We start from the raw sequence: 24,472 nt of genomic DNA on the forward strand, positions 1-24,472 counted from the left end.
GGCAATTCTGATTTGCTTGAGAAGGCCGCGGAGTAATCCGCGGCCTTCTTGTTTTGACAGTTGGTCAGCTGGCCATCGGGCAATATGACTGAGTGCAGTCCAATGCGGCAGTTAGCCTAGCGCTTCTCCTGAAGCTTGATGGAGCCAGCAAGCCCCAGAGCGACAAGCACCGCAAATAAGAGGGCATTTGCCTGGATTTCGAGGCTGAAGTCGACGAGCGAATGCATTGCACAGGTCAAGATGGCACCGACGGCAGCCAGGCGAGCCGGACTAAGTCGTTCGCTGCTCACCTGCGACCAAACCACCCTGCCGAAAATAACAGCTACGGCGAGTATCGGTAGCGCACCGCCAACAAGGCCCAGCTCGGAGAACAGCGCCAGATAGGTCGAGTGCGCCTTGTCCCAAAAATTGTTGAGATTGAGCGGTGGACCGAAATAGGCGGGAAAATAGAGCGAAAACGCGCCGCCACCAAAACCAATTAGAGGCCTGTCCATGGTTTGGTTCCAGACCTGCTCGTAAAGTGCCATGCGGCCTTCTGTCGAACCCTCGAGCGTAAGGGCCCGCTCAATGGTTCCCTGACCAAAAGTCCAGATGGCGGCGAGGCCTAGCGCGACAGCCAGGACAATTGCTGCGGGAATGAGGATTTTCCAGCGCTCATGCTGCTTCAATATGAGCAACAGCACGACAAACGCGCCCACCGCTCCCGCAAAAAGCCCCATACGCGACTCGGTGGCTAAAAGCGCGATGGTGATGACGAAAAGGCCCCCGGCATAGAGGAAGGCGACGAGAACTTTATCCATAGCCGACTGGTTGCGGGCGAGCTTCGCCGAAAGAATACCTGGCACCAAGGCAATCCCGACACTCAGGCCCATCGCGAGGAATGTGGCAAACGAATTGCGGTTGATAAACGTGCCGGTTGCAACGCCCATATAGGCGATCTTGGGAAGACCAAGGATGGTATCTCCGAACTGCGTCAATTGCAGCAGGGAGAAGCCCGCATGGGCAACAATGATCCAGAATATCGCAGTCAGCATCGTCTTGGCGCGAGACTCCCGTGCACCCGCTTCGAGCGCAAGTACGAAAAACAGGCCGTAACTTACGATGCGGACCAGCATGAGGAGCGTAGCGCCCGGCGCAGTGCTGATGGTCGCACTTTCTACAGCTTGCCCGTTTGGCAGCACCACGGAGAACGATCCAATGGGCAAAACCTGCACAACCAGCCATAGGGCTGTCAGCAGCCAAAGAACAGCCGGGATGCGGATGCGACCGAGGGGGATGCGAAGCCCGTCGAATGACCGCGTAGCCTGCAAGAAATAGACTAAACCGGTGAGCCCGATCAGCATACCCCACAAGGTCCAGAAAAAAGGCCGATTGCTTCCGAAAGGAACGGGCGACAGGGCGACGATCAGAACAGCGAAAATGCCGATCGCGTTGTTCAATCTGGTCATTGTGCAACACCGGACTGGGAGAGCGCGCGAACGAAGGCCCGCTGCGTATTGGCTGACGTCTTCTCAAGATTGGATATGACGTCCTCTCGAAAGCCTTCGTTTTCCTGGTAGCGCGCGGCAAGCCAGGTGCGTCCGTCGTTGGTGGTCGCAACGACCTGAATATCGTGGCCAAGCTTTTCGCGAAGGTCAGGGGTCAGTTGTACCCAGCGCTGATACCCGAGCCAGAGCCGCAATGACGCCATGGCCCATTGATTTTCCGTCGTGACCTGAGATTGGGCGAGCGCCTTCTGGAAATCGTCCGGCTGACTCTCGGCGTCAAAACTCATGGCCAGGATGAACCAGCCATAGGAAAAGAGCGGAGATTGGCTGACGATGTCCTGCGCCATTGCTCGGCAATTGTCCGCGACCCGGAGGTTCTCTTCGCTCAGACTTGTACCGATAAGGGGCGTCAGCGCCTGGAGGCAATCATCAAGCGCGAGGCGCTGTGCTTGCAGCGACAAGCCGATTGGAAGCTCGGCTACAGAGAGCGCCTGCCGCTTGCTTTCGGCGTCTCGCCCACCGCTAAGATACGGCACGACTTCCTGATAGGCGGCAAGGGCAGAACCAACAAGAAGGAGAGCGGCAAGGAAAAACGCAGACCAAAGCCCGAACGACTGCCTTTTCAACCCCGTCACTCCCCCAGAATCATCGTCTTATATAACAGATTAAGTTCAGCTCCAGCGTCTTGGGTCTGCACCGGATATGGCGACGACGCGATAGCCGGCCTGATGGAAGGGCTTGATCTCGCCGGTGAGATTATCGAGCGTCAGATCGCCCTGGCTGGTTTTGACAACCAGCACCGCGTGCCCCAACCCCTGACGCGTCTTGACATAGGCAATGCGCAGCGCGCTTGCCGGCAGCCCCGCCCGGATCAGTTCATGGCGCTTGCTGATGGCGTAGCTCTTGCAATCGCCCGCGCTCGGATTGATCCGCCACACCTGCACCAGGGGATTGTCGAGCTTGGGACGAATAGCCCGGTTCACGCGGCTGTTCACCCGCGTCAGGATGCGCATGATATTGTCATCGAGCGCGATTTTTGAGGCACCGCCCGGCCGGCACTCCTGCGGATAAAAGCCGCAAAACACCTGGAAGCTCAACGGCCCCTTGGAGCTGACACTCTCCTGCACGAAGCCCTGCCCGCCACGATTGGCAAAGGCGGTGTCGACCGTTCCCAACACAGCAATGGCACTGACCACGGCTGCAAAAATCATCTTCCTCATATTGCCCATCCTTGGACTGACCTGATGAAAGCCAGTCTGGACGGACCAATTTGCCGCCTTCTCTCAAAACCACTTCAAATTTTATGAAAATTGGCGCATCTAAGGCGCCGATCGGGCTGCGCGTTAATATAAATACGAGCCATGACTTGCGCGCATGAGACAATCCATGCGAATTCTGCGATAGTTAGTAAAGTGTTAAGTGGCGTAGCCGCCGGAGAGCTTGGTATGGACGGGACGGCCAACCTGGTTGAACGCGAAGTAGTCAGTGCACGTGGCGAAGGCGAGATCATTTCGCTGCCGCAGCGCGATTTCGGTATCGAGCTTCCCTGGATTACGTCCATTCCCCATGAACTCGTTCGGTCGCAGGCCGGGCTCGAGGTTGCCTGGGATCAAGGCACGCCCGCTGAACCAGCAGACACAGTCGCGCGCTCGCTGTCATTGGGCGCCAAGCGCGCCATCGATGTTGCTGGAGCCGCGGCAGGCTTGTTGTTTCTTGCCCCGTTACTGCTGATTATTGCAGCGTGGATCAAGTTGACCGACAAGGGCCCGGTGTTCTTTCGCCAGTCTCGGGTTGGCCTTGATGGTCAGTCGTTCGAAATTCTCAAGTTCCGCTCGATGTATGTGCATCTTGGGGATACGACCGGCGTGGCTCAGACGGTCGCCAACGATCTCCGCGTGACGCCAATCGGGGCTTTCATCCGCAAGACCAGCATCGACGAATTGCCGCAGCTGATCAATGTCCTGCGCGGGGATATGTCATTGGTAGGCCCGCGCCCGCATGTTGCAGGCATGCAGGCCGCCGGCATGCACTATGAAGACCTCGTGCCGCACTACGGCTTCCGCCATCGCATGCGCCCCGGCTTGACCGGCTGGGCCCAGTGTCAGGGGCTGCGCGGCCCGACGACCGATCGCACGCGGGCGCTCCGCCGCGTCGGCCACGATTTCGCTTATGTGCAGAATTTTTCGCTCTGGCTCGATATCAAGATCATAGCCAAGACGATCGCTTCCGAACTCGTCAGTTCAAACGCGCACTAACTTTTCGCGCGTCAGGCGATGGTCGTCAGGATCGCCTGGAATGCGGCGCCGGCAAGCGTCGTGACGCCGATCACGCCGCACCATGCTGCAACACCTAGCGCGAGGATGACCCATCCACGCGGCAACGCAATATGATGGTGCCCGGCGATATGGGCGTCGCGTTGCGACATGATGTGGTCCTCGTGGGTGACACAGGTCTCTGCTGATCTTCATAAGAGCCCTCAGAGTCTAATCTCTCCTCAAACAACTCCGTGCAATTTTATCGAGTTTCCCGATTGGCGCGGGATGGAGGGTGACAAACCGGTTTCAAGCGGTTAGGCCGTAGCCAGTCTTCTGCCTTGGCCTTTATGTCCCTGCCCGATCCCAAAATGCTGCTGCGCCTCGTCTTCACGATCGCCATCTCGGCGTTCGGCGGCGGTGTCGCGACGGTGCTTGGCCTGCCGGCGGGATGGCTCATGGGCGGCGCGCTGGGGGTGACCATAGCGGCCATGGCCGGGGCGCCGATTGTCCTCCCCGATGGCCTACGCAACGTCATCTTCGTGCTGATCGGCATGTCGATGGGCGCGAGCGTGGCGCCGGATAGTCTGTCCCTGCTTGCGAGCTGGCCGGTGAGCTTGGCGGCCCTGGCCATCGAACTCGTCGTCATCATCGCCTCTACCGGCTGGATGCTGACGCGGCTTTTCAGGCTCGATGCCGGCACTGCCTATCTCAGCTCCTTCCCCGGACATCTTTCTTTCGTCATGGGCATTGCCGCGACGGGCGTGGGCAATGCCCGCCAGATCGTGATCATCCAGGTCATTCGCATTCTGATGCTGACCATTGCCGTGCCGATCGGGGCAACCTTCCTGCCGATCGACCATTTCGAGGTCGCGCAAGCAACCGACTTCCTCGATCCGCTGCAATTGCTGGCGCTGGCGCTCGGCTGCGTTGCCATGGGCATTGTGTTCATCCGCCTGAAAATCCCGGCCGGCATGGTGCTCGGCGCCATGGCCGCGGCGACAGCCGCCAAGCTCGGCGGGCTTTATTCTGAGGCCATGCCGACCCCGCTTGTCATCATCACCTTCGTCCTCACGGGCGCCATGATTGGCTCTCGCTTCGTGGGCATCACGCGCAGCGAGTTCATGGCGGCCGCAAAGGGTGGGCTGATCGCCACCGCTATGACTATCGGCATCGTCACGATCATGGCGCTGGCCGTGGCGCAGGTCGTCGACATGCCCTTCGGCCAGATCTGGCTTGGGCTCTCGCCCGGCGCGCTCGAAGGCATGGGCGCCCTCGGCATTGCGCTCGGCTATGACACCGCGTTCATCGCCGCGCACCATGTGATCCGCCTGCTCATGCTCAGCTTCGCCATTCCCGCCGTCGTCATGATCATTCGCTGGCAGGAGCAGCAAGCGACCCAGCTGCGCCACAATTCTGGGCAAGACAAGCATTGATCCCGGAGACTGCCATGACCCGTCATCTTTTCTTTGTCGTCGGCGCCCTGCTCCTAAGCGTTGCGAGCGTCAGAGCCGCCCCATTCTGCATCGACGATGCGCCGGATTTTGAAATTACTACCGGCTTTTCGATCGGGCAAAAGTTCACGGAAACCGATCGGAACGAGTTCGACCTCATGCACCTGCGGCAATTGGGGATCGATGCCACCCGTGTCGAGCGCTGGAACGGCTGCATAAGGGCTTTTGTGCGGAAGCCCGAAGGCGGAGAAGAAATGCAGTTCTTCCAACCCGGCACCTATGAGCGCGTCGAGTAACCAGGCTCGTTTAGGCGGCCGACCCGCATAGAGGCGGAACGCAGGCGCAGCTGTTTCGTTTTGCCTCCAAATGGAGGGTCGTCATGACAGCGCGCGCGGTTTGGAGCGGGGTGATCAAGATCGCCGAAGTCGTCTGCCCGGTGAAGATGTACACCGCGGCCACCACCTCTGACCGTATCGCGCTGCATATGGTCAATCGCAAAACCGGCAATCGCCTCAAGCGTCTCTATGTCGATGAAAAGACCGACAAGCCGGTCGAGCGGGAAGATCAGGTCAAGGGCTACGAAACCAGCGAGGGTCATTATGTGATCCTCGAGCCCGAAGAAATCACCGCTGCCGTCCCCGATAGCGACAAGGTGCTCAAGGTCGATAGCTTCATCACCTGCAGCCAGATCGAAACGACGTATTTCGATCGCCCCTATTATCTCCTGCCCGCGTCCGACGCGACGGAAGAGGCCTTTATTCTCATCCGCGAAGCGTTGCGCGAGCAAAAGGCCGCTGCGATCGCCCATACCGTTCTTTTCCGGCGGCTGCGGCCTGTCTTGATCCGCGCGCACAAAAAGGGGCTGATCGCGACGACGCTCAATTTCGATTATGAAGTGCGCTCGTCCAAGCAGGCCTTCAAATCCATTCCCAAGCGCAAGATCGATCCGGAAATGCTCCAACTGGCCGAGCATATCCTCAAGACCAAAGCCGGCACGTTCGAGCCCGAAAAGTTCGAGGATCGCTACGAAGCTGCGTTGGCGGAACTGGTCAAGGCCAAGGTCGAAGGCCGCAAGGTCATTCCGCTCAGGCGCCCCGAGGTGACCAAGAAAAACGATCTTCTCGAAGCACTGCGCTTGAGCGCAGAGGGGAAGGGCGACGAAACAAACTCCGAGCGCAAGCCGCGCCAGCGCAAAGCTTCCGCTTCAACTAAGTCCAAACGAACGGCAGACAAACCTGCCGCGCCGCGCCGCAAGGCGAGCTAGCGGTTTCGGGACTTTTTAGGGCTCTCGGTCTCGGCTTTTCCCTCGAGGCTCTTCTTGAGCGCCGCCATCAGGTCGATGACATTGCTGGGCTGAGCATCGCTTTCCGCCGGGGCCTCGGGCTTTTTGCGGCTCTTCTTTTCGGTCTTCTTGGATTTGATGATCTCGAGCAGCCGGTCTTGAACCGGATCGGCGACCATCTTTTCCGACCAGGTGGTCCTGCGATCCTCGATCAGCTTTTCGACCATGGCCAGCATCTTCTTGTCGACCGGCTTGTCGTCCACCTCCTCCCAATATTCGTTCTCGTCGCGCACTTCGTCGCCGAAGCGGAGCGTCCAGAGCACGATTCCTTCGTCCCAGGGCTGCAGCATCACGGCACGCTCCCGCCCCCCGATGACGAGGCGCGCTATGCCCACCACATCCTGGTTGGCCATAGCCTGACGAATGACGATGAACGCTTCCTCGCTGATTTCTGCATCCGGAACGACGAAATAGGGACTATCGAAATAGGTCCACTCGATCGAATCCGCTGGCGCAAATTCGTCGATATCGATGGTTCGAGCGCTTCCGAGCTGAACTGAATCGAGATCCTCTTCCTCAAGGATCACATAGTCGTCCTCGCCCTTCTCATAGGCCCGCGTCTGGTCATCCTTATCGACGCTCTTGCCGGTTACTGCATCGACGTAGCGGGTATAGATGCGATCGCCGGTCTTGCGGTTGAGCGTATGGAACTTGACTTTCTCGCCCTCGGTGGTTGCCGGGGTAAGCGTGACCGGACAAGTCACAAGCGAGAGTTTGAGAAAACCCTTCCAATAGGGACGAACGGCCATGGGACACTCCTTTTGGAAAGGCGCAACGTCCAATTGGCCCCGCCTGTTCCAGCTCGGCGCGGCGCAGCACATGGCTAACACCGTCACGAGCGGCAAAAAGAAAGGGAGGCCGAAGCCTCCCTTTCCGCCTCAATGCGTCTGGTCTCGCATGGCGTTTGTGACGCCATCCTTGGTCTGGTGATAAAGCTCGCCGGCCTTATCGCGCGCATTCTCATAGACTTCGGCGACGCGCTCCTTGCCCTCTTCGTAGACGTCGGCGGCCGCATCGGTCACCTTGCCCTTGAGCTTGTCGGAGGCTTCACCCAAAACCGCATCCTCCTGCGGCGTGTGCGGCAGCGCGGAGCCAAGCGCGGCGCCGAGCGCGAAGGCCAGGGCGCCACCAACAAGCGGCTGATCCCGGAACTGGGTCATGATCGTCTGGTTGAGACTGTCGAGCTGTCCCTGAACCGAACCGGCCATCTGCCCAGCGCTCTCGCGCCCTGCCCCAGCGGCATTATGGAGCTTTTCGCGTGCCTTCTGCCAGGTGTGCGACGCCCAGCCGCTGGCTTCGTCGAGCATGTTTCCCGCCTCATCGCGGAACTGGTCGATGCGCTCGCCCGTGGCATTGGTGAAGCCACGGAAGCGGCTGCCCGTCTCGTCGATGAAATGGCCGGCGCGATTGCCGGTTTCATCGGAAAAGGCGCGGAACCTGCGGCCCGCATCGTCGGCAAATTCACTGACCCGGCGGCCATGGATGTCGCTGGCGTGCCCCAGACGGCGCATGCTCGTGCCGCTGATGATGGCAACGGGATAATCGCCATATTCGTCTTCGTCGGCGACGGCATAGCCACGATTGCGGTTGATGCTGTCGTCCCAGGCACGGTCGCCGCTATGGTCGACTTTGGGCCCATTGTTCGGCTTGGCCATCAGCCAGGCAAGGCTGACGCCGAGCAGAGCAACCGGGAGCGGATTGGATGTGACCTGACGCTGCAGGGTCGAGACGAATTCGCCGCCACCGCCCTTGGTATAGGCGAGGAGCTCATCGACGAGCTGCCCGGGCGAAAGCTTGGCCTGGATTTCGTCGATGGTATTTTCGACGCGGCTGCGCTGCATTTCGATTTCACGTTGCAGCTCGGCCGAGCTCTTGTGTTCGTTCTCATAAGCCATCACAGCCTCTCTTTCACGATGCCAGCGTCACGGCCGAGCGAGCTGGCCGTGCGATTCATGCTCAGATTGCTTGCCTTGAGCGCGTTGAGCCCTCGGGAAAGGAACATCCACCCGATCAGCCCGACGACGACCGTCACGATCAGCGCTGCAAAGGCGGTGGAAAGCGTCGGATCGACCCCGGCATTGACCATCCAGGCCGCGAGGATCGAAACAATGGCGCTCAACAGGACGCCCAGTGCGCCAAGCAGCAATACGCCGCCGATCGCCAGGGCGCTTGCCGCACCCATGACTTCGGAAAGCTTTTCGGACGCCTCGGTTTTGGCGAGCTGAACTTCCTTGCGGAAGAGATTGGAAAGATCGCCGACAAGGCCGCCGAGCAGTTCGGCAAGCGGCCGGCTTTCATGAACCTGAGACATCAAACGCCTCCCGTCTGGCCGCTATAGCCATTGCCGGTCGTCGTCGAACCGGCGCTCTCGGGCTTATATGTATTGTTCGAATAGGACGGGGTCTCGACCGGTTGAACTGTCGAGGATTGCGGCTGGGATTGCGCGGTGCTGCGGCGATGGGCCGAAGCGGCGGCAAAGCGGCTCGCCACGAAGCCTGCAAGCGCTGCTGCGCCCAAAAAGGCGACGGGCTGCTTGCGCCCAAAATCCTGCGCCGCGCCCATCAGGTCGTCGACATCGCGATTTTCGATTTGCCGCCCGAAATCGGACAGGCTGCGCGAGATATCGCGCGCATACCGGGCGATGGTCTGCTGCTCGGTGCCTTCGAGCTCATTGGCGACCTTATCGAGCGCCGATGCGACGCCGCTGATTTGGCCAGCAGCGAGATCCTTTTGCTCGGAGGCGAAAGACTTTGCCTTTTCGGTCACTTCGCCCGCCTTGGCCTTGGCTTCTTCGCCAAGATTGCGAACGTCTTCGGCAGCGCGACTCTTGACCGCGTCAAGATGTTCCTTGGCCTGGGAGCCGACCTGGCTCAAATCCCGGCTCGCCTGGTCCTGCAATTGCGTGTTGCTGGTCCCGGCATAGGCGCCAGGCTCTCTTGGATCCTCGATGCTCATCGGCAAGTTCCTCTTCTTGTGGCAGTCGGGAGACAGCCGCCATGCCGGGTGAATGGGTCTTGGACCACGAGGGTTCCTGAACCCTGATCAATCCGATGGCATCGGAAAAGGTTTGAAAGGACAGAATGGCGCCTGGCGCAAAGCTCTGTCGGCATGCGCGTCCAACCAAACGAGAACCACGCGAGCCCAGATTAATTGGGGTTGCCGAACTTTCAACGCCAGAGGCAATAGTCCGGATGACGAGGCGCCAAGCGCCACTCTGAGCAAACGGTCTGAAACTTCCCCAGAAGCCGCAATCAAAGGCCAACTTTATCGCGGGTTAATGAGGGCCGGCCGCGCGGTCTCAGTCGTGGCGGGTCAAAGTGACCTCTTCGGTCACTGCGCTTTGCGGCACGATACGGAGGACCGTCGCCGTCTGCGCGTCGAGCCCCGTGGCCAGACGAACATAGGCATCGGTGGGACACATCACCGCCTGCGGATCAAAACCGATCCAGCCCAGCCCATCATCCAGCGCTTCCGCCCAAGCATGTAGGCAACCGCCATCCGCATCCTCGCCAAGCCGGTAGCCGGCGACGAAGCGTGCGGGAATATTGAGCGCCCGCGCTGCCGCGATAAAAAGATGTACGTGCTCGGCTGCCGAAGGCGGTTCGGCCGCTTCAGCGCCGCCCTGGCGTTGCACCTGCCCGCCATCGGCCTGCATCTGGGTGGGGACGGGTTCGTTGTGCGCCAGGTTCGATCGGACGTCGGCCATCAGCCCATGAAGAAGGTCGAGCCGGCTGACGCTGCGCCCGCGATAGGCCTCGACGAAGTCGGGCTCGGATCGCGTCGCCTCGGTCAGCCGTCGATAAAGCGCCGGCATCGGTTCGCCCGGCGGCCGCCCGAGAACGCCGTGGGTATCCCGCGTCGTCACCGTGCCGCGCACCCTGATCAGCAGCTCCTCGCCTTCCGGCTTGGTCTGATTGACGAGATGGGCGGTGTTGCCGAAGCCATCGATGAGCCGCCCGGCATTGCCGATGCCAGGCGCCTCGACGCTCCAGCTCTCGACTGTCTGGCTCTGTCCGCTCGGCGGGGTCAGCAGCAGGTGCAAGACCGCCTGCCCTGTTCCGGGCGGCAGGGTCACGCGCAGCTTATGTTCGATGCCAATTCGCATTCCGCGCTCAATAGAAGTTGTAGCTCACTGACAGGGCATCGGTGACGCGATTGTTCCTGTCGATGAAATCGTTGAGAAATTCGTGGAGCCCATGGGCAAAGATCTTGTCCATGTCGGTTCCTTCCACCAGCCTCAGCAGATCGTCGATCGCATCCTGGCAGGCCTCGCGCCGACCGTAGATCTTGGCCAGAAGATCGAGGTTCTGCTGCACGAAGCGCGCACAATAAACCAGAGACCGCGGCATCTCCGGACGAAGGATCAGGAAATCGGCGATGTTATGCGCCTTGTAGCGGTCATGATAGACGTGCCCATAGGCGCGATGGGCTGAGGCGGCGCGCAGGATCAGCGTCCATTGCTGGATGTCGATCTCGCCCCCGACAAGGCTTGAGCGCGGCAAGAGCACATAATATTTCATGTCGAGAATGCGGGCCGTATTGTCCGCACGCTCGACGAAATTGCCGGCCTGCAGAAACGCAAAGCCATCATCGCGCAAGATCGTGCCGAGCAGCGCGCCGCGGAATTCATGGCTGCGCTGGCGCACCCATTGCAAAAGTCCGAGGAGCTTGGCGCCGCGCACGTCGCGCGGCTTGATCTGCGAAAATTCGAGCCAGGCCCCGTTCATGCTCTCCCACATGTCCGTTGTCAGCGCGGTGCGCACCGATCGCGCATTGGTGCGCGCGGCCTGAAGGCAGGAATAGACCGAGGATGGGTTGGCGGGGTCGAACATCATGAAATGGGCGACGGTATCGACATCGGCCACGTCGTGCCGCTCGGCAAAGGCTTCGTCCATTTCGGCCGCCTGCAGCATGGAAACCAGATGCTCGCTGGCCCCGCCTTCGCGGCGGCTGGTCAGCGACATGCGGTACCCCACTTCAAGGAGGCGAGCCATGTTTTCGGCGCGCTCGACATAGCGCGACATCCAGAAGAGATTTTGGGCAGTGCGTCCAAGCATGGTCATGGGCTCAGTCTTCCAACACCCAGGTGTCCTTGGTGCCCCCGCCCTGCGAGGAGTTGACCACCAAAGACCCTTGCTTAAGCGCAACGCGGGTCAGCCCGCCGGGCGTGATCCGCACTTCGTCGCCGACCAGCACATAAGGCCGAAGATCGACATGGCGTGGGGCGACGGTTCCATCGATATGGGTCGGGCAGGTCGAGAGCGAGAGCGTTGGCTGGACGATGTAATTGTCTGGCCGCGCCAGGATCTTCTTCTTGAATTCCTCGTGCTGCGCCTTAGTCGAAGTGGGCCCCACCATCATCCCGTAGCCCCCCGAACCATGGACCTCCTTGACGACGAGATCGCCGATATTGTCGAGCACCCAGCCGCGCTGGTCCTCGTCGGTGCAATTATAGGTCGGCACGTTGTTGAGCAGCGCCTTTTCGCCGAGATAGAATTCGATGATCTCGGGCACATAGGTGTAAACGGCCTTATCGTCGGCGATGCCGGTCCCCGGAGCATTCACCAAGGTGACATTGCCCGCGCGATAGGCGTCGAAAACGCCTGGCACACCGAGCATGGAATCGGGCCGGAAGGTCAAGGGATCGAGATAGTCGTCGTCGATCCGGCGATAGATGACATCGACCCGCTCCGGGCCGGTCGTCGTCCGCATATAGACCTTGCCGCCATCTACGAAGAGATCGTGCCCTTCGCAGAGCGCCGCACCCATCTGGTCGGCGAGGAACGAATGTTCGAAATAGGCGGAATTGTAGATGCCCGGCGTCAGAACGGCGATGACCGGATTGCTGCCCGCTCCGGCCGGTGCCACGCTCTGTAGCGTCCGGCGCAGGTTCTCGGGATAGGTTTCGACCGGAGCAACCTTTGAGCGCTGGAAAAGGTCCGGCGCCAGCATCATCATCGCTTCGCGGTCCTCGAGCATATAGGAGACACCAGATGGGGTCCGCAGATTGTCCTCGAGCACGTAGAATTCGTCGGGCCCGACGCGGACGATGTCGACGCCGATGATATGGGCATAAACCCCGCGCGCCGGCTCGAGCCCCATCATCTGCGGACAGAAGGCCGCATTGTTGAGGATGAGCTTTTCCGGAATGCGCCCGGCCTTTAAAATCTCCTGGCGATGGTAGACGTCATAAAGGAAGGCATTCAGGGCCTTGACGCGCTGCTCGATCCCGCGGGAAAGCTTGCGCCATTCCTGCGCCGCGATGATGCGCGGGATGACGTCGAACGGGATGACCTTCTCGGTCCCCTCCTCCGAGCCATAAACGGCAAAGGTGATACCGAGCTTGCGGAAGATCGCCTCCGCATCCGTCTGCATCAGCGCCAGACCCTTGTCGGGCTGTTCGGCGAGCCATTCGCTGAGGGCTCGATAAGGTTCGCGGACGCTGCCGTCCGCATTGTACATTTCGTCGAACGGCGTCGTTTCGCCCATTATACTTCGCTAATTTGATACGGCGTTCCCATCGCAAAAACTATTGCTACACGATTGTCGCGTGCCGTCCAGACAGTCATCGGCAAGACATGCCGCTTTTTGGTGCAGGACTGGCTTGCGCAAATGGCGGGCAAGATGCTCTGATGCGCGCGGCCGAATTATCCGCCTCCCGCCTTGCCTCTCGTGGCCGAGCCGCTAGTGTCTCGCGCAGAGAGGATAATTTTCATGACCATCGAGATTCTGCAGACCGGCCCTTTGCTCGCCTCTTGCGAGAAGGCGCTGGCCGAACGCTACACCGTCCACAAGCTCCATGAAGTGTCCGACAAGGACGCCTGGCTCAAGGAAAACGGCGCCCGCATCCGCGCGCATGCCGGCTCGGGCGTCCAGAAGCCGCTGATGGACCAGCTGCCCAATCTCGAAATCATCGCCAGTTTCGGCGTCGGCTACGACAATATCGACACCGCCGCCGCCAAAGCGAAGAATATCCGCGTCACCAATACGCCCGACGTTCTTAACGACGCCGTCGCCGAATTGACCATTGGCCTCATGATCGCGCTCGCCCGCCGCATTCCGCAGGGCGACCAGTTCGTGCGCACCGGCAAATGGCCAAACGGCAATTTCGGCCTCTTTTCCGAACTCACCGGCAAGACGGTCGGCATTCTCGGCCTCGGCCGCATCGGCAAGGAAATCGCCATCCGGGCCCAGGCGATGAAGATGCGCGTCGTCTATTATGGCCGCAAGCAGCAGGGCGGCGTGCCGCATATCTATTACGACAACCTCGAAGAGATGGCGCGCGACAGCGATTGGCTCGTGATCATCGCGCCGGGCGGCAAGAACACCGAAGGCATAGTCTCGCGAAAGGTGCTGGAAGCGCTCGGCCCCAAGGGCATGCTGGTCAACGTTGCTCGCGGCACGCTCGTCGACGAGCCGGCCATGGTGGACCTTCTACAAAATGGCGGCCTCGGCGGCGCAGCCCTCGACGTCTTTGTCGATGAGCCAAAAGTGCCCGAGGCCCTCTTCGGTCTCGACAATGTCGTTCTCTCCCCACACCAGGGCAGCGCCACCAACCAGACCCGCGACGCCATGGGCGCGCTCCTTGTCGCCAATCTCGATCGGCATTTTGCCGGTGAGCCGCTGATTTCGGCAGTTGTCTGATGGCAGACGACAAAATGGTGCGCGTGGCCGAGATCGAGGTCGATCCGGCGCAGCTCGACGCTTATCTCGCGTTTCTGACCGAGGAAATCGCCGCCTCGGTCGAGCGCGAGCCTGGCGTGCTCATGCTCCATGCGGTCGCGGACAAAGCCGCGCCGCAGAGCATCCGCATCCTCGAAGTCTATGCCTCGCGCGCGGCCTATGAGGCCCATATCGAAACGCCGCATTTCCGCAAGTACAAGGAGGGAACGGCGGACATGGTCACCGCGCTTCGCCTCGTGGATATGGACCCGATCATTCTCGCGGCTCGATAATCCGTCCTAGAGAACGGCTACATAGATGCCGTGCATCTTCCCGCCAACCTCGACATTCTCAGCCAGCCGCCACCCAGCCCGCTCAAACAGTTCCCGCGCCTCCGCCGTCAGCGCATGGAGCCGTGAAAAGCCGAGCCGCTTGGCCTCGACCCTAGCGCGCTCAAGCAGGGCCAAACCGACGCCGTGCCGCCGAAGCGCCGGATCGACCAAAAGACCGCCGAGCCATGGTGATCGCTCGGTCAGCGCGCCCGAGGTGGCAGTTAGCGCGCAGGTCCCCGCCACTTGCCCGTCGGCAAAGGCGACAATGCCAAGGGGCAAGCGGTTGCGCTCAAGCCGTTCCGCGAGATCAGCCCGCGCCGAAGCCCCGCGGGGATTGTACCAATCGGCCCACTCGCTCTCGTAAAGATCAACCAGGGCGCTCATCGCCTCGTCATGGTCGATCAGCAATCCGGTGGTGATGTTCATTGCTTCGGCCTCCGACTTATTCACCTTATCCCCGCGCATCCGAACCGCTTTATGCTTTCCCTCCAACCTCGCACGGACGGTCTGCAGACGACAGTAGCGAGGAGGCCCCGGCGCTGGATCGTCTCCGGTGCCCGTTCGGGACTGGCCGCCTTGCGACGAGCGATCAAAAGGGCGCTGTGAGTCCTGTCCGAAAAAATGGCATCCCGGAGCGGCCTCCGCTTCATCTATCAACAAATCTCAGAAGCGAATGCCGCTCCGGGATCCGTCCACCCTAAATCCGGGAGCGTTGGCGCTGCCCGGCAAAAAAGCATGGCCCAGTTGCACCGTCCTGCCACATACGGCCATTAACAGCACCTGCCGAACCCGCTAGCCTTCGGGTGATTTGGCCTTGGGCCGACATGGAGCTTTGACAATGACGGAATGGTGGCGCGGCGGAGTAATCTATCAGGTCTATCCGCGTTCGTTTCAGGACAGCAATGGCGATGGCATCGGCGACTTGCCCGGCATCATCGACCGGCTCGACCATATCGCCAGCCTTGGCGTCGATTGCATCTGGCTCTCGCCGATCAATTCCTCGCCCCAGGCTGATATGGGTTATGACGTGTCGGACTATATGCAGGTCGATCCCTTGTTCGGCTCCCTGCAGGATTTTGACGTCCTGATTGATCGCGCCCATGCCCTTGGCATCAAGGTCATCATGGACCAGGTCGTCAGCCACACTTCGGACCAGCACCCGTGGTTCCGCGAATCCTGCTTTTCAAAGGATAATGCCCGCGCCGACTGGTATGTCTGGGCCGATGCCAATCCCGATGGCACCCCGCCCAACAACTGGCTCTCGGTCTTCGGTGGCTCGGCCTGGGAATGGCATACGGCGCGCAAGCAATATTACCTGCACAACTTCCTCACCTCCCAGCCCGACCTCAACTACCACAATCCCAAGGTGCAGGACGCCGTGCTCGACGTCATGCGCTTCTGGCTCGATCGCGGCCTCGATGGCTTCCGTCTCGACACGGTCAATTACTATTTCCACGATGCGCAATTGCGCTCAAACCCGCCGCTCAAATCGCTCAATGGCAAGCCGGCGGTGAATCCCTACGACATGCAGAGCCACCAATATTCCAAGAGCCAGCCGGAAAACGTCGCCTGGCTCAAGCGCGTGCGCGATCTGCTCAACGACTATCCCAATGCGACCACGGTTGGCGAAGTGGGCGACGACGAGCGCGGCCTCGAACTAATGCGGCAATATACGTCCGGCAGCGACCTGCTGCACATGTGTTATTCGTTCGATTTCCTCGGCGTAAAATTCAGCGCCGCCCATTTCCGCTCCAAGATCGAGGCCTTCTTTGCCGATAACAGCACCGGCTGGCCCTGCTGGAGCTTTTCCAACCACGACGTCATTCGCCACATGACCCGTTGGGCGCCACACAGCGTGTCGCCGGCAGACCTTTCGCGCCAGGCCGTGGCGCTGATCATGACACTCAAAGGCTCGGTTGGACTCTATCAGGGCGAAGAGCTTGGCCTCCAGGAAGCCGATATTCTTTATGAGGAGCTGACCGACCCGCGCGGCATCCGCTTCTGGCCCGAGGACAAGGGCCGCGATGGCTGCCGCACGCCGATGCCCTGGCAGCATGCCATGAACCATGCTGGCTTTACGACGGGCACACCATGGCTGCCCGTCAAACACGCGGCCGCAGCGCTCAGTGTCGAAACACAGAATGCCGACCCCAATTCGACGCTGCAATTTTATCGTGAGATTATCGCCTGGCGCAAAGGCCAGCCGGCGCTGCTCACCGGTACGATCGAGTTTTTCGAGACCGATGAACCCGTCCTCGCCTATCGCCGCTCTGCCGGCAACAAGGACATCATCTGCGTATTCAATCTCTCGGCCGAAGAGCGGGGTGTCACCATGGCTGGTACAGCGGTTGAACTCGAGGCGGTGAGCCACAATGCCGTGCTAGATGGCAAGGCACTGACGCTCGGGCCGAATGGTTATGCGCTGGTCGAAGCCCCGGCTGGTGAGGGCAAGGTGAGTTACAAGGCAGGTTGAGCACCCCCTCCTAGCCTCCCCCTGATAGGGGGAGGAACGTATCGAGTTAGGCTTGATAGCTGTAAGCCACCGGCAGATCCCTCCCCCTACTAGGGGGAGGCTAGGTGGGGTTCGGTTAAACCCGCTCCCCCTTCCAAGCCAGTAATCGCAGCGCATTCGCCGTCACCAGCAGCGTTGCCCCGGTATCCGCCAGGATCGCCGGCCACAGGCCGGTAACGCCGATAATCGTCGTCACCAGAAACACCGCCTTCAGCCCCAAGGCGATGGTGATGTTCTGGCCGATATTGGCCATGGTCGCCCGCGAAATCCGGATCAGGTTAGCGACGTCGATCACCCGACCGTGCAGCACCGCCGCATCGGCCGTTTCGAGCGCCACATCGGTCCCGCCGCCCATGGCGATGCCGATATCGGCCGCCGCCAGCGCCGGCGCGTCGTTGATGCCATCGCCGACCTTGGCAACAATCCTCCCATCGGCCTTCAGCCCGACAACGATGCGCTGCTTATCCTCGGGCAGCAGTTCGGCCCTAACATCGATGCCAAGATCAGCCCCGATAGCCCGAGCGGTACGCGCATTGTCACCAGTCAGCATGACCACATCGGCACCCAATGCCTTGAGCGCAGCAAGCCCTGCCCGTGCATCGTCCCTCGGTTCGTCACGCATGGCGATGAGGCCGGCAAGTTCTCGACCTGCAACGAGAACGGAGACTGTCTTGCCCTCGTCATTGAGCTGGCCGATCCGCGCCTCGAACTCGTCGCTCAGCGATGCGCGTTCGGCGGCAGCCTTGGGTGAACCGAGGAAGAGTTCGACACCATCGAGCGTGCCGATGACACCCCGGCCGCCGAGCGCTGCGGCCTTGGTGGCCGCGACCGGCGCGACCCCCGCCGACGTCGCTTCGGCAAGGATCGCCGTGGCGAGCGGATGGCTCGAGCCTACTTCCAGCGCGGCCGCAAGCCGCAACACCTCGACCTCCGAACGCCGCACCGCAAGGATATCCGTCACCTGTGCCCGGCCTGCCGTCAGCGTGCCGGTCTTATCGAGCGCGACAGTGTTGATCTTGCCCAGTTGTTCGAGCACCACGCCGCCCTTCATCAGCAGGCCCTGCCGCGCCCCGGCCGAAAGCGCGGCCGCAATGGCAGCAGGGGTCGAGATAACAAGAGCACAGGGGCATCCGATCAGGAGAATGGCGAGGCCCTTGTAGATCCACTCGTCCCAGGACGCTCCGGTCAGGAGCGGCGGCAGAACGGCGACCAGCGCGCCGGCAACGAGCACACCCGGCGTGTAATAGCGGGAGAACCGGTCGATGAACCGCTCGGTCGGGGCTTTCGATTCCTGTGCTTCTTCGACCAGCGAGACGATGCGCGCAATGGTGTTGTCCGCTGCCGCCGCGGTGACCTTGACGCGCAGCGCTCCGTCTTGGTTGACCGTGCCGGCAAAGACCTGGTCCTCCGGCCCCTTGTGCCGGGGCACGCTCTCGCCCGTGACCGGCGCTTCGTCGACGGCACCTTCACCCGACATCACCACGCCATCGGCAGGGATCCGATCGCCGGGCCGGACGAGCACAACATCGCCGACGCTGAGCTCGGCTGCATCCACTTCACTCACGCGGCCATCGACTTCGCGCTGCGCCCGGCGCGGCACCAGATCGGCCAGCGCCTTGATGCTGGCGCGCGCCCGGCCCGTGGCGATGCCCTCCAAAAGTTCGCCGACTAGAAAGAGAAGAACGACGATCGCCGCCTCTTCCGCCGCATCGATGAACACGGCGCCGACGGCCGCAACCGTCATCAGCGTTTCGATGGAAAACGGGCTGCCATTGATCGCGCCCTGGAAGGCGCGGCGGGCGATCGGGATCAGGCCGACCAGCATGGCAAGAATGAAAAGCGGCGTATGCCAACCCGGCATGAAAAGTTCGAGCGCAAAGGCCGCAATAACGGCCAACGCGCTCAACAGCGTCAACCGCGCCTTGCCCGTCTGCCACCAGGGCCCTGTCTCGGCCCCATGGTCATGACCATGCATGCCAGCCAATGCGTCTGGAGCTTTGTCGCCGTGGCCGTGGCCGTGTGCATGACCATGATCATGATCATGATCGTCCGCATGGTCATGTTTGGGCAACGCAGCCTGCCGGCCGGGCGACAGCGGCGAAACACGATAGCCGAGATCGGTGACCTTCTTCTCCACCTGCCCGAGATCGGCCCCCCGATGACCCACCGTCATGGTCCCCGCCACGACGGAGACGGAAACGTCCTCGACGCCCGGAAGGCGACGCACGGCGGTGTCGATCTTGCTGGCGCAGCTCGCGCAATCCATGCCCTCGACGCGGAAGCGTGTGGTCGTTTCCTCTCCGCTCATTTCACCGGCTCCTTGCAAATCATGGAAACCGGCGTACATCCTCTAGTGACTAGAGGAGCAAGCGGAAAATGAGCCAGGGCATCACAATCGGAAACGTGTCGCAGGCAAGCGGGGTCAAGGTGCCGACAATCCGCTATTACGAGCAGATCGGCCTTCTCCCCTCCCCGCCGCGCACCGAGGGCAATCGGCGCAGCTATGACGAGCGCGATCTCGAACGCCTGACCTTTATCCGCCATTCACGCGAACTCGGCTTCGAGATCGACGAAATCCGCACGCTGTTGTCACTGCAGGATAGGCCAGACGTATCTTGCGAAGATGCCGATGCCATCGCCAGCCGCCACCTCGCCGACGTCAAGCAAAAGATCGCCAGCCTGACGGCATTGCAACACGAGCTCGAGCGCATGGTCGAGGGCTGCTCACATGGACGGGTGGAGGACTGCAAGGTCATCGACATCCTGGCCGACCACGGCAAATGCCGATTTCACGCCGACCACGTCCCGCACCTCTGATATGTGGGGCGCAAGGCTCTTGCTTCAAGCCCACCATCATCCACTACAACGGCGCTCCCCATTCCAAGGAGCCTTGGATGATCTACTATCACGGCACGCGGGCCGACCTCAAAACCGGCGACCTGCTTACCGCTGGTTTCACCTCCAATTTCGGCAAGCGCAATCGCGCCTCGTGGATCTATTTTGCGGCGACGCTGGAAGCGGCAATCTGGGGCGCTGAACTGGCTGAGGGCGAAGGCCGGCAGCGCATATACCTCGTCGAACCCACCGGCGATTTCATCGACGACCCTAACCTCACCGACAAGAAGTTTCCCTGCAATCCGACGAAATCCTATCGCAGCCAGCAGCCCCTGCGGATCCTTGGGGAAGTCGAGGGCTGGGTCGGCCATCCGCCGGAGCAGTTGCAGAAAATGAAGGATAGCGTCGAGCGTGCCCGGCGTCTCGGGATAGAAGCGATCGACTAGGCCGAATGGCGGGCTTTAGCTCGCCATCTCCTGGCTTTCGATCTGCCGTGCTCGGCCGGTCGAAACGATGAAGGCGCAGATGAATACGATTGTCAGCAAGAGGACGATCGTCGGCGCCGGCGCACTATCCATGAAAAACGACAGGTAGACCCCCAACACAGATCCAACGAGCGCAATGACGGTCGCCAGCATCAGCATGATCGAAAAGCGCCGCGTCAGGAGGAAAGCAATTGCACCGGGCGCAATCAGCATGGCGATCGAGAGGATGATCCCCACCGCCTGCAAGGCGCCGACGATGGTCAAAGAGATCATCGCGAGGAGACCATAATGCAGCAGCCCGACCCGTAACCCCACGGCCCGTGCCTGCCCCGGATCGAAAGCGTGCAACAGGAAGTCCTTCCATTTAAGCCCGATGATCACAGCGACGAGGAGCGCGATGACGAGGGCCTGGATGATGTCGCCCATGCTGACGCCCAGCATGTCGCCAAAAAGGATATGGTCGAGATGCACGTCGGACTGGATCTTGACATAGAGCACAAGCCCAAGCCCGAACATGCCGGAGAAGACGACACCCATCACGGTGTCCTGCTTGATCCGGCTGTTGTCCTTGAGATAGCCGGTCGCCACTGCCGAAAACATGCCGGCGACGAAAGCCCCGATGGCGAGGGGTATGCCCAAGATATAGGCCAGCACCACGCCGGGAAACACGGCGTGCGAGATGGCGTCACCCATCAGCGACCAGCCCTTGAGCACGAGGAAGCATGACAGGAGCGCCATCGGCACGGCGACCAGGGCGGAGATGATCAGTGCATTGTTCATGAACTCGAACTGGAACGGCAGGATGATGAAATCCCAAAGGGTCATTCTGCAGCCTCCAGCGCTTCGGCCGCTCGACGGCGGGCGGCAAACAGCCCGTGTTTGGGCGCAAACAAGAAGGCGAGGAGAAAAATCGCGGTCTGCATCACCACGATGATGCCGCCCGTCGCGCCATCAAGAAAATAGCTGACATAGGCACCGACAAAGCTCGTCACCGTGCCAATCGTCACCGCGATGGCAAGCAACCGCGGGAACCGGTCAGTCAATAGATACGCGGTCGCGCCTGGCGTAACGACAAGACAGATAACCAGAAACGCCCCGACCGTCTGCATGGCGGCAACCGTCGACGCCGACAGCAGCACGAAGAACACAGCTCGCAGAACGGTCGGCCGCAGTCCGATCGAACGTGCGTGGCTTTCGTCAAAGAATGTGACCATCAGGTCCTTCCACTTGGCCAGGAGAATGGCCAGCGAGACGAAGCCGATAATGGCGAGCTGCAGCGTATCCTCAGGCGTGATCGCCAGGATATTGCCAAGCACGATGGTCTGGATATTGACCGAGACCGGCGACACCGAAACCATGAACAGCCCAAGCCCGAAAAAGGCCGAGAAGATCAGCCCGATAATGGCGTCTTCCTTGAGCTTGGTGCGCTGATTGAGAAAAAGCATGGCCGCCGCGGCGAGCCCACCGGAAAAGAAGGCTCCGACGGCAAAGGGCAGCCCCAGCATATAGGCGCCAGCGACCCCCGGAACGATCGAATGGCTCAAGGCGTCGCCGATCAGTGACCACCCCTTGAGCATCAGATAGCAGGAGAGAAAAGCACAGACCGCCCCGACAAGGGCCGAGACCCACATGGCATTGGTCATATAGCCGTAGGAAAACGGCTCGAGCAGGAGCTCCATTATCGCGGCTCCCCCTCGGCCGGCGTGTGTCGCCGCGCCTTGCCGCCTTCGAACAGCAATGGCCGCTCGTCATCCGTGAATACGCCAACACCGGATTGTTCGTTGCCAGCCGCGTGGCTGAGCACGAAATGACGCAAAACGCCGCCAAAGGCCTTTTCGAGATTGTTTTGAGTAAAGGTCTCCTCGGTTAGCCCATAGGCGAGCACCGTGCCCTTGATCAGGATCGTACGATCGCAAAATTCCGGCACCGAGCCGAGATTGTGGGTCGAGACCAGCATGACCCGGCCCTCGTCGCGCAATTCGCGTAGGAGCGCAATGATCTGATCCTCGGTCTTGACGTCGACGCCGGTAAAGGGCTCGTCGAGCAGGATAACCCGTCCATCCTGGGCCAGCGCCCGGGCCAGAAACACCCGCTTCTTCTGGCCGCCGGAAAGCTCGCCGATCTGGCGCTTGCGAAATTCGGTCATGTTGACTCGGGCCAGCGCCGCATCGACGGCCTCGTGGTCGGCCTTCTTGGGGATGCGCAGCATGCCCATATGGCCATAGCGCCCCATCATCACGACGTCTTCGACGAGCACCGGGAAGTTCCAGTCGACCTCTTCGGCCTGCGGCACATAGGCGACGAGATTTTTCCGCAGCGCCTCGGCGACCGGCATGCCAAGCACGGAAATCTCGCCGCGCGCCAGGCGCACGAACCCCATGATGGCCTTGAACAGCGTCGACTTGCCCGAACCGTTGACCCCCACAAGCGCGGCAATCGTGCCAGTGGGGATGGCAAAGCTCGCATCGCGGAGCGCGGTCATGCCGTTGCGATAGGTGACCGTGGCGCCGGAAACCGCGATGCCGCTGCCGGCCTCGACTTCGGCGTGACGAAGCGGCGCGTTCATTCGGCAAGCCCCTTGGCGATGGTTTCGGAGGTGACGCGGAGAAGGTCGATATAGGTCGGCACCGGCCCATCGGCTTCGGTCAGCGAGTCGACGTAAAGCACGCCGCCATATTTGGCTCCGGTTTCCCGCGCCACCTGTTCGGCCGGCGCGGGCGAAATGGTACTTTCCGAAAAGATTACGCCGATCTGGTTTTCACGCATGGCGTCGATCACCTTGCGCACTTGCTGGGGCGTCCCCTGCTGGTCGGCATTGATCGGCCAGAGGTAAAGTTCCTTGAGCCCGAAATCGCGCGCGAGATAGGAGAACGCGCCTTCCGACGTCACAAGCCAGCGCTTTTCTTCGGGCACGGCGACGAGCTCAGCCTGAATCGGCGCGATCATTGCCGCAATCTGCGCCTTATAGGCTTCGGCATTTGCCTTATAGGTTTCGGCATTGGCCGGATCGTGCTCGACAAAGGCATCGCGGATGTTGTCGACATAGATCATGGCAGCGCTGGGCGACATCCACGCATGTGGGTTAGGCTTGCCTTGATAGGGTCCCTCGGCAATGCCCATCGGCTCCACCCCCTCCGACACCACAACGCTCGGCACATCGCGCAGATTGGCAAAAAAGCGCTCGAACCAAAGCTCGAGATTGAGCCCGTTATAGAGAACGAGATCGGCGCCCTGCGCACGCTGGATGTCGCCCGGCGTCGGCTGGTAATTGTGGATTTCGGCGCCAGCCTTGGTGATCGATTGCACCTCGGCCGCGTCGCCGGCGACGTTCCGCGCGATATCGGCGATCACGGTGAAGCTCGTAACCGCCTTGAACTTGTCCTGGGCCTGGCTTGGCAAAATGGGCAGCGCAACCGCCAGCCCAAGGCCCAGCACTGCTCCGATGGCACGACGCCGTGTTCCAAACAGCATTCAATCTGCCTTTTTGCGAATGGTTTGCATTTGCACACAATGGATCTGTACGCTGAAAGTTGCAAGTGGGAATGAATCGCAAAAGCGACCGATGAGAGAGGATTGTTCATCCGTGCCTCTGGCCACCGGAAAGCAGCCCTCCCATCAGAAGCCGTACACACTATATATAGTGGTGGCGCCAATCCCGCCTTTCGATGTGCAAGAAGCCTTGATAGGCCGAAATTGAGGCCGGATGGACGGGCTATTAGCCGGAAGAATTGCCTTGCTCAGGCCATGTCCTTGCAACTGCTTGAGGATTCGCCCTGCTGGATTGGCTTCATCCCCAACCTTATCCACACGCGCGCAAAGTGATCGGACAGAAGGAGCAATTTGCAAGCGCCGCTGCCTCGAATCTGCAACCTTCAAAAGTCTCGGATTTCCGGATGCCTTGGCCAATAACCTATGATGTCAAGGGCCAATGACGGAACCGTCACAAACCATATACGTTGCAGTAAGGAATGCTGCTGCATACTATATATAGCGTTCGGGGCATGATCGATTCTCATGAAAAGACCAAGCCCGAGGCTGGCGAAAGCCGTGGGGACGAGCCCTTCGCCAGCGCGCGTTTAAAGTGACTAGCAAAGCGTTGAACCCTCTTATT

The 24,472-nt window shown here is 60.7% G+C and carries 26 protein-coding genes; 9 read left to right on the forward strand and 17 right to left on the reverse strand.

What is annotated here, in order from left to right; all coding sequences use genetic code 11:
- Nucleotides 1–116 precede the first annotated feature (116 nt).
- From VW35_RS19475 to VW35_RS19485, 3 genes are read right to left on the reverse strand one after another with little or no spacing between them, the layout of a single operon-like run.
- On the reverse strand, nt 117–1,448 hold the full coding sequence (locus VW35_RS19475; protein ID WP_046144747.1) for an O-antigen ligase family protein: 1,332 nt from the start codon (nt 1,446–1,448) through the stop codon (nt 117–119).
- Nucleotides 1,445–2,113, reverse strand: coding sequence for a hypothetical protein (locus VW35_RS19480; protein WP_046144748.1), 669 nt, complete (start codon nt 2,111–2,113; stop codon nt 1,445–1,447). The genes VW35_RS19475 and VW35_RS19480 overlap by 4 nt, the downstream gene beginning before the upstream one ends.
- A gap of 45 nt (nt 2,114–2,158) precedes the next feature.
- Entirely contained in the window at nt 2,159–2,707 is a 549-nt protein-coding gene (locus VW35_RS19485) for a transglutaminase-like cysteine peptidase (protein ID WP_161796952.1), read from the reverse strand.
- Nucleotides 2,708–2,932: 225 nt separating this feature from the next.
- Between VW35_RS19485 and VW35_RS19490 the strand changes: the two genes are divergently transcribed.
- The gene (locus VW35_RS19490) at nt 2,933–3,742 is read left to right on the forward strand and encodes a sugar transferase (protein WP_083983056.1); all 810 of its coding nucleotides are present in this window, start codon (nt 2,933–2,935) and stop codon (nt 3,740–3,742) included.
- Nucleotides 3,743–3,753: 11 nt separating this feature from the next.
- On the opposite strand, the gene VW35_RS21730 is transcribed toward VW35_RS19490, so the two are convergent.
- Nucleotides 3,754–3,912 (reverse strand): hypothetical protein, encoded by a 159-nt coding sequence (locus tag VW35_RS21730; protein ID WP_161796953.1) that lies wholly within the window; start codon nt 3,910–3,912, stop codon nt 3,754–3,756.
- 198 nt (nt 3,913–4,110) lie between these two features.
- On the opposite strand from VW35_RS21730, the gene VW35_RS19495 reads away from it, so the two are divergent.
- The 3 genes from VW35_RS19495 (at nt 4,111) to ku (VW35_RS19505) (ending at nt 6,457) form a co-directional block, all read left to right on the forward strand.
- Nucleotides 4,111–5,175 carry an AbrB family transcriptional regulator gene (locus tag VW35_RS19495; RefSeq protein ID WP_161796954.1) on the forward strand — a complete coding sequence of 355 codons (1,065 nt, stop codon included), beginning with the start codon at nt 4,111–4,113 and terminating at the stop codon, nt 5,173–5,175.
- 14 nt (nt 5,176–5,189) lie between these two features.
- Nucleotides 5,190–5,489: a hypothetical protein gene (locus VW35_RS19500; RefSeq protein WP_046144751.1), complete on the forward strand. Its 300-nt coding sequence runs from the start codon at nt 5,190–5,192 to the stop codon at nt 5,487–5,489.
- Nucleotides 5,490–5,572: 83 nt separating this feature from the next.
- The gene (gene ku / locus VW35_RS19505) at nt 5,573–6,457 is read left to right on the forward strand and encodes a non-homologous end joining protein Ku (RefSeq protein ID WP_046144752.1); all 885 of its coding nucleotides are present in this window, start codon (nt 5,573–5,575) and stop codon (nt 6,455–6,457) included.
- On the opposite strand, the gene ku (VW35_RS19510) is transcribed toward ku (VW35_RS19505), so the two are convergent.
- The 7 genes from ku (VW35_RS19510) to VW35_RS19540 form a co-directional block, all read right to left on the reverse strand.
- On the reverse strand, nt 6,454–7,284 hold the full coding sequence (gene ku, locus VW35_RS19510) for a non-homologous end joining protein Ku (protein ID WP_046144753.1): 831 nt from the start codon (nt 7,282–7,284) through the stop codon (nt 6,454–6,456). The genes ku (VW35_RS19505) and ku (VW35_RS19510) overlap by 4 nt on opposite strands.
- 129 nt (nt 7,285–7,413) lie before the next feature.
- Nucleotides 7,414–8,430, reverse strand: a complete 1,017-nt coding sequence (locus tag VW35_RS19515) for a DUF3618 domain-containing protein (protein WP_046144754.1) — start codon at nt 8,428–8,430, stop codon at nt 7,414–7,416.
- A complete protein-coding gene (locus VW35_RS19520) occupies nt 8,430–8,846 on the reverse strand; it encodes a phage holin family protein (protein ID WP_046144755.1) in 417 nt (138 codons plus the stop codon). The genes VW35_RS19515 and VW35_RS19520 overlap by 1 nt, the downstream gene beginning before the upstream one ends.
- Complete coding sequence (locus tag VW35_RS19525; protein WP_052951884.1) at nt 8,846–9,490, reverse strand: hypothetical protein; 645 nt, start codon at nt 9,488–9,490, stop codon at nt 8,846–8,848. The genes VW35_RS19520 and VW35_RS19525 overlap by 1 nt, the downstream gene beginning before the upstream one ends.
- Before the next feature lie 343 nt (nt 9,491–9,833).
- Nucleotides 9,834–10,640 carry a transglutaminase domain-containing protein gene (locus VW35_RS19530; RefSeq protein WP_046144756.1) on the reverse strand — a complete coding sequence of 269 codons (807 nt, stop codon included), beginning with the start codon at nt 10,638–10,640 and terminating at the stop codon, nt 9,834–9,836.
- Between the two features lie 7 nt (nt 10,641–10,647).
- Nucleotides 10,648–11,598 carry an alpha-E domain-containing protein gene (locus VW35_RS19535; RefSeq protein ID WP_244465947.1) on the reverse strand — a complete coding sequence of 317 codons (951 nt, stop codon included), beginning with the start codon at nt 11,596–11,598 and terminating at the stop codon, nt 10,648–10,650.
- A gap of 4 nt (nt 11,599–11,602) precedes the next feature.
- A complete protein-coding gene (locus VW35_RS19540) occupies nt 11,603–13,024 on the reverse strand; it encodes a circularly permuted type 2 ATP-grasp protein (protein WP_046144757.1) in 1,422 nt (473 codons plus the stop codon).
- 225 nt (nt 13,025–13,249) lie between these two features.
- Here VW35_RS19540 and VW35_RS19545 point away from each other — a divergent pair, with 225 nt between their 5' ends.
- Nucleotides 13,250–14,179, forward strand: coding sequence for a 2-hydroxyacid dehydrogenase (locus VW35_RS19545; RefSeq protein ID WP_046144758.1), 930 nt, complete (start codon nt 13,250–13,252; stop codon nt 14,177–14,179).
- On the forward strand, nt 14,179–14,490 hold the full coding sequence (locus VW35_RS19550) for a putative quinol monooxygenase (RefSeq protein ID WP_046144759.1): 312 nt from the start codon (nt 14,179–14,181) through the stop codon (nt 14,488–14,490). Before VW35_RS19545 ends, VW35_RS19550 begins: the two co-directional genes overlap by 1 nt.
- 6 nt (nt 14,491–14,496) lie before the next feature.
- Here the strand turns inward: VW35_RS19550 and VW35_RS19555 are convergent, their stop codons facing one another.
- Nucleotides 14,497–14,955: a GNAT family N-acetyltransferase gene (locus VW35_RS19555; protein WP_161796955.1), complete on the reverse strand. Its 459-nt coding sequence runs from the start codon at nt 14,953–14,955 to the stop codon at nt 14,497–14,499.
- Nucleotides 14,956–15,367: 412 nt separating this feature from the next.
- Between VW35_RS19555 and VW35_RS19560 the strand changes: the two genes are divergently transcribed.
- Nucleotides 15,368–17,002, forward strand: a complete 1,635-nt coding sequence (locus tag VW35_RS19560) for an alpha-glucosidase family protein (protein ID WP_046144760.1) — start codon at nt 15,368–15,370, stop codon at nt 17,000–17,002.
- A 115-nt stretch (nt 17,003–17,117) separates the two neighbouring features.
- Here VW35_RS19560 and VW35_RS19565 read toward each other — a convergent pair whose 3' ends face one another.
- The gene (locus VW35_RS19565) at nt 17,118–19,349 is read right to left on the reverse strand and encodes a heavy metal translocating P-type ATPase (protein WP_046144919.1); all 2,232 of its coding nucleotides are present in this window, start codon (nt 19,347–19,349) and stop codon (nt 17,118–17,120) included.
- Nucleotides 19,350–19,417: 68 nt separating this feature from the next.
- On the opposite strand from VW35_RS19565, the gene VW35_RS19570 reads away from it, so the two are divergent.
- Nucleotides 19,418–19,858, forward strand: coding sequence for a MerR family transcriptional regulator (locus VW35_RS19570; protein WP_046144761.1), 441 nt, complete (start codon nt 19,418–19,420; stop codon nt 19,856–19,858).
- A 77-nt stretch (nt 19,859–19,935) separates the two neighbouring features.
- Nucleotides 19,936–20,322 (forward strand): NAD(+)--rifampin ADP-ribosyltransferase, encoded by a 387-nt coding sequence (arr, locus tag VW35_RS19575; RefSeq protein WP_046144762.1) that lies wholly within the window; start codon nt 19,936–19,938, stop codon nt 20,320–20,322.
- A gap of 15 nt (nt 20,323–20,337) precedes the next feature.
- Here the strand turns inward: arr and VW35_RS19580 are convergent, their stop codons facing one another.
- Genes VW35_RS19580 through VW35_RS19595 form a run of 4 tightly spaced genes read right to left on the reverse strand, consistent with a single transcriptional unit; the run spans nt 20,338 to nt 23,832 of the window.
- Entirely contained in the window at nt 20,338–21,186 is an 849-nt protein-coding gene (locus tag VW35_RS19580; protein ID WP_046144763.1) for a metal ABC transporter permease, read from the reverse strand.
- A complete protein-coding gene (locus VW35_RS19585) occupies nt 21,183–22,040 on the reverse strand; it encodes a metal ABC transporter permease (protein WP_046144764.1) in 858 nt (285 codons plus the stop codon). The genes VW35_RS19580 and VW35_RS19585 overlap by 4 nt, the downstream gene beginning before the upstream one ends.
- Nucleotides 22,040–22,927, reverse strand: a complete 888-nt coding sequence (locus VW35_RS19590; RefSeq protein WP_046144765.1) for a manganese/iron ABC transporter ATP-binding protein — start codon at nt 22,925–22,927, stop codon at nt 22,040–22,042. The genes VW35_RS19585 and VW35_RS19590 overlap by 1 nt, the downstream gene beginning before the upstream one ends.
- The gene (locus VW35_RS19595) at nt 22,924–23,832 is read right to left on the reverse strand and encodes a metal ABC transporter substrate-binding protein (RefSeq protein WP_046144766.1); all 909 of its coding nucleotides are present in this window, start codon (nt 23,830–23,832) and stop codon (nt 22,924–22,926) included. Before VW35_RS19595 ends, VW35_RS19590 begins: the two co-directional genes overlap by 4 nt.
- Nucleotides 23,833–24,472: the final 640 nt, after the last annotated feature.

Origin of the sequence: Devosia soli (assembly GCF_000970455.1) — a bacterium.
GTDB classification, from domain to species: Bacteria; Pseudomonadota; Alphaproteobacteria; order Rhizobiales; family Devosiaceae; genus Devosia; species Devosia soli.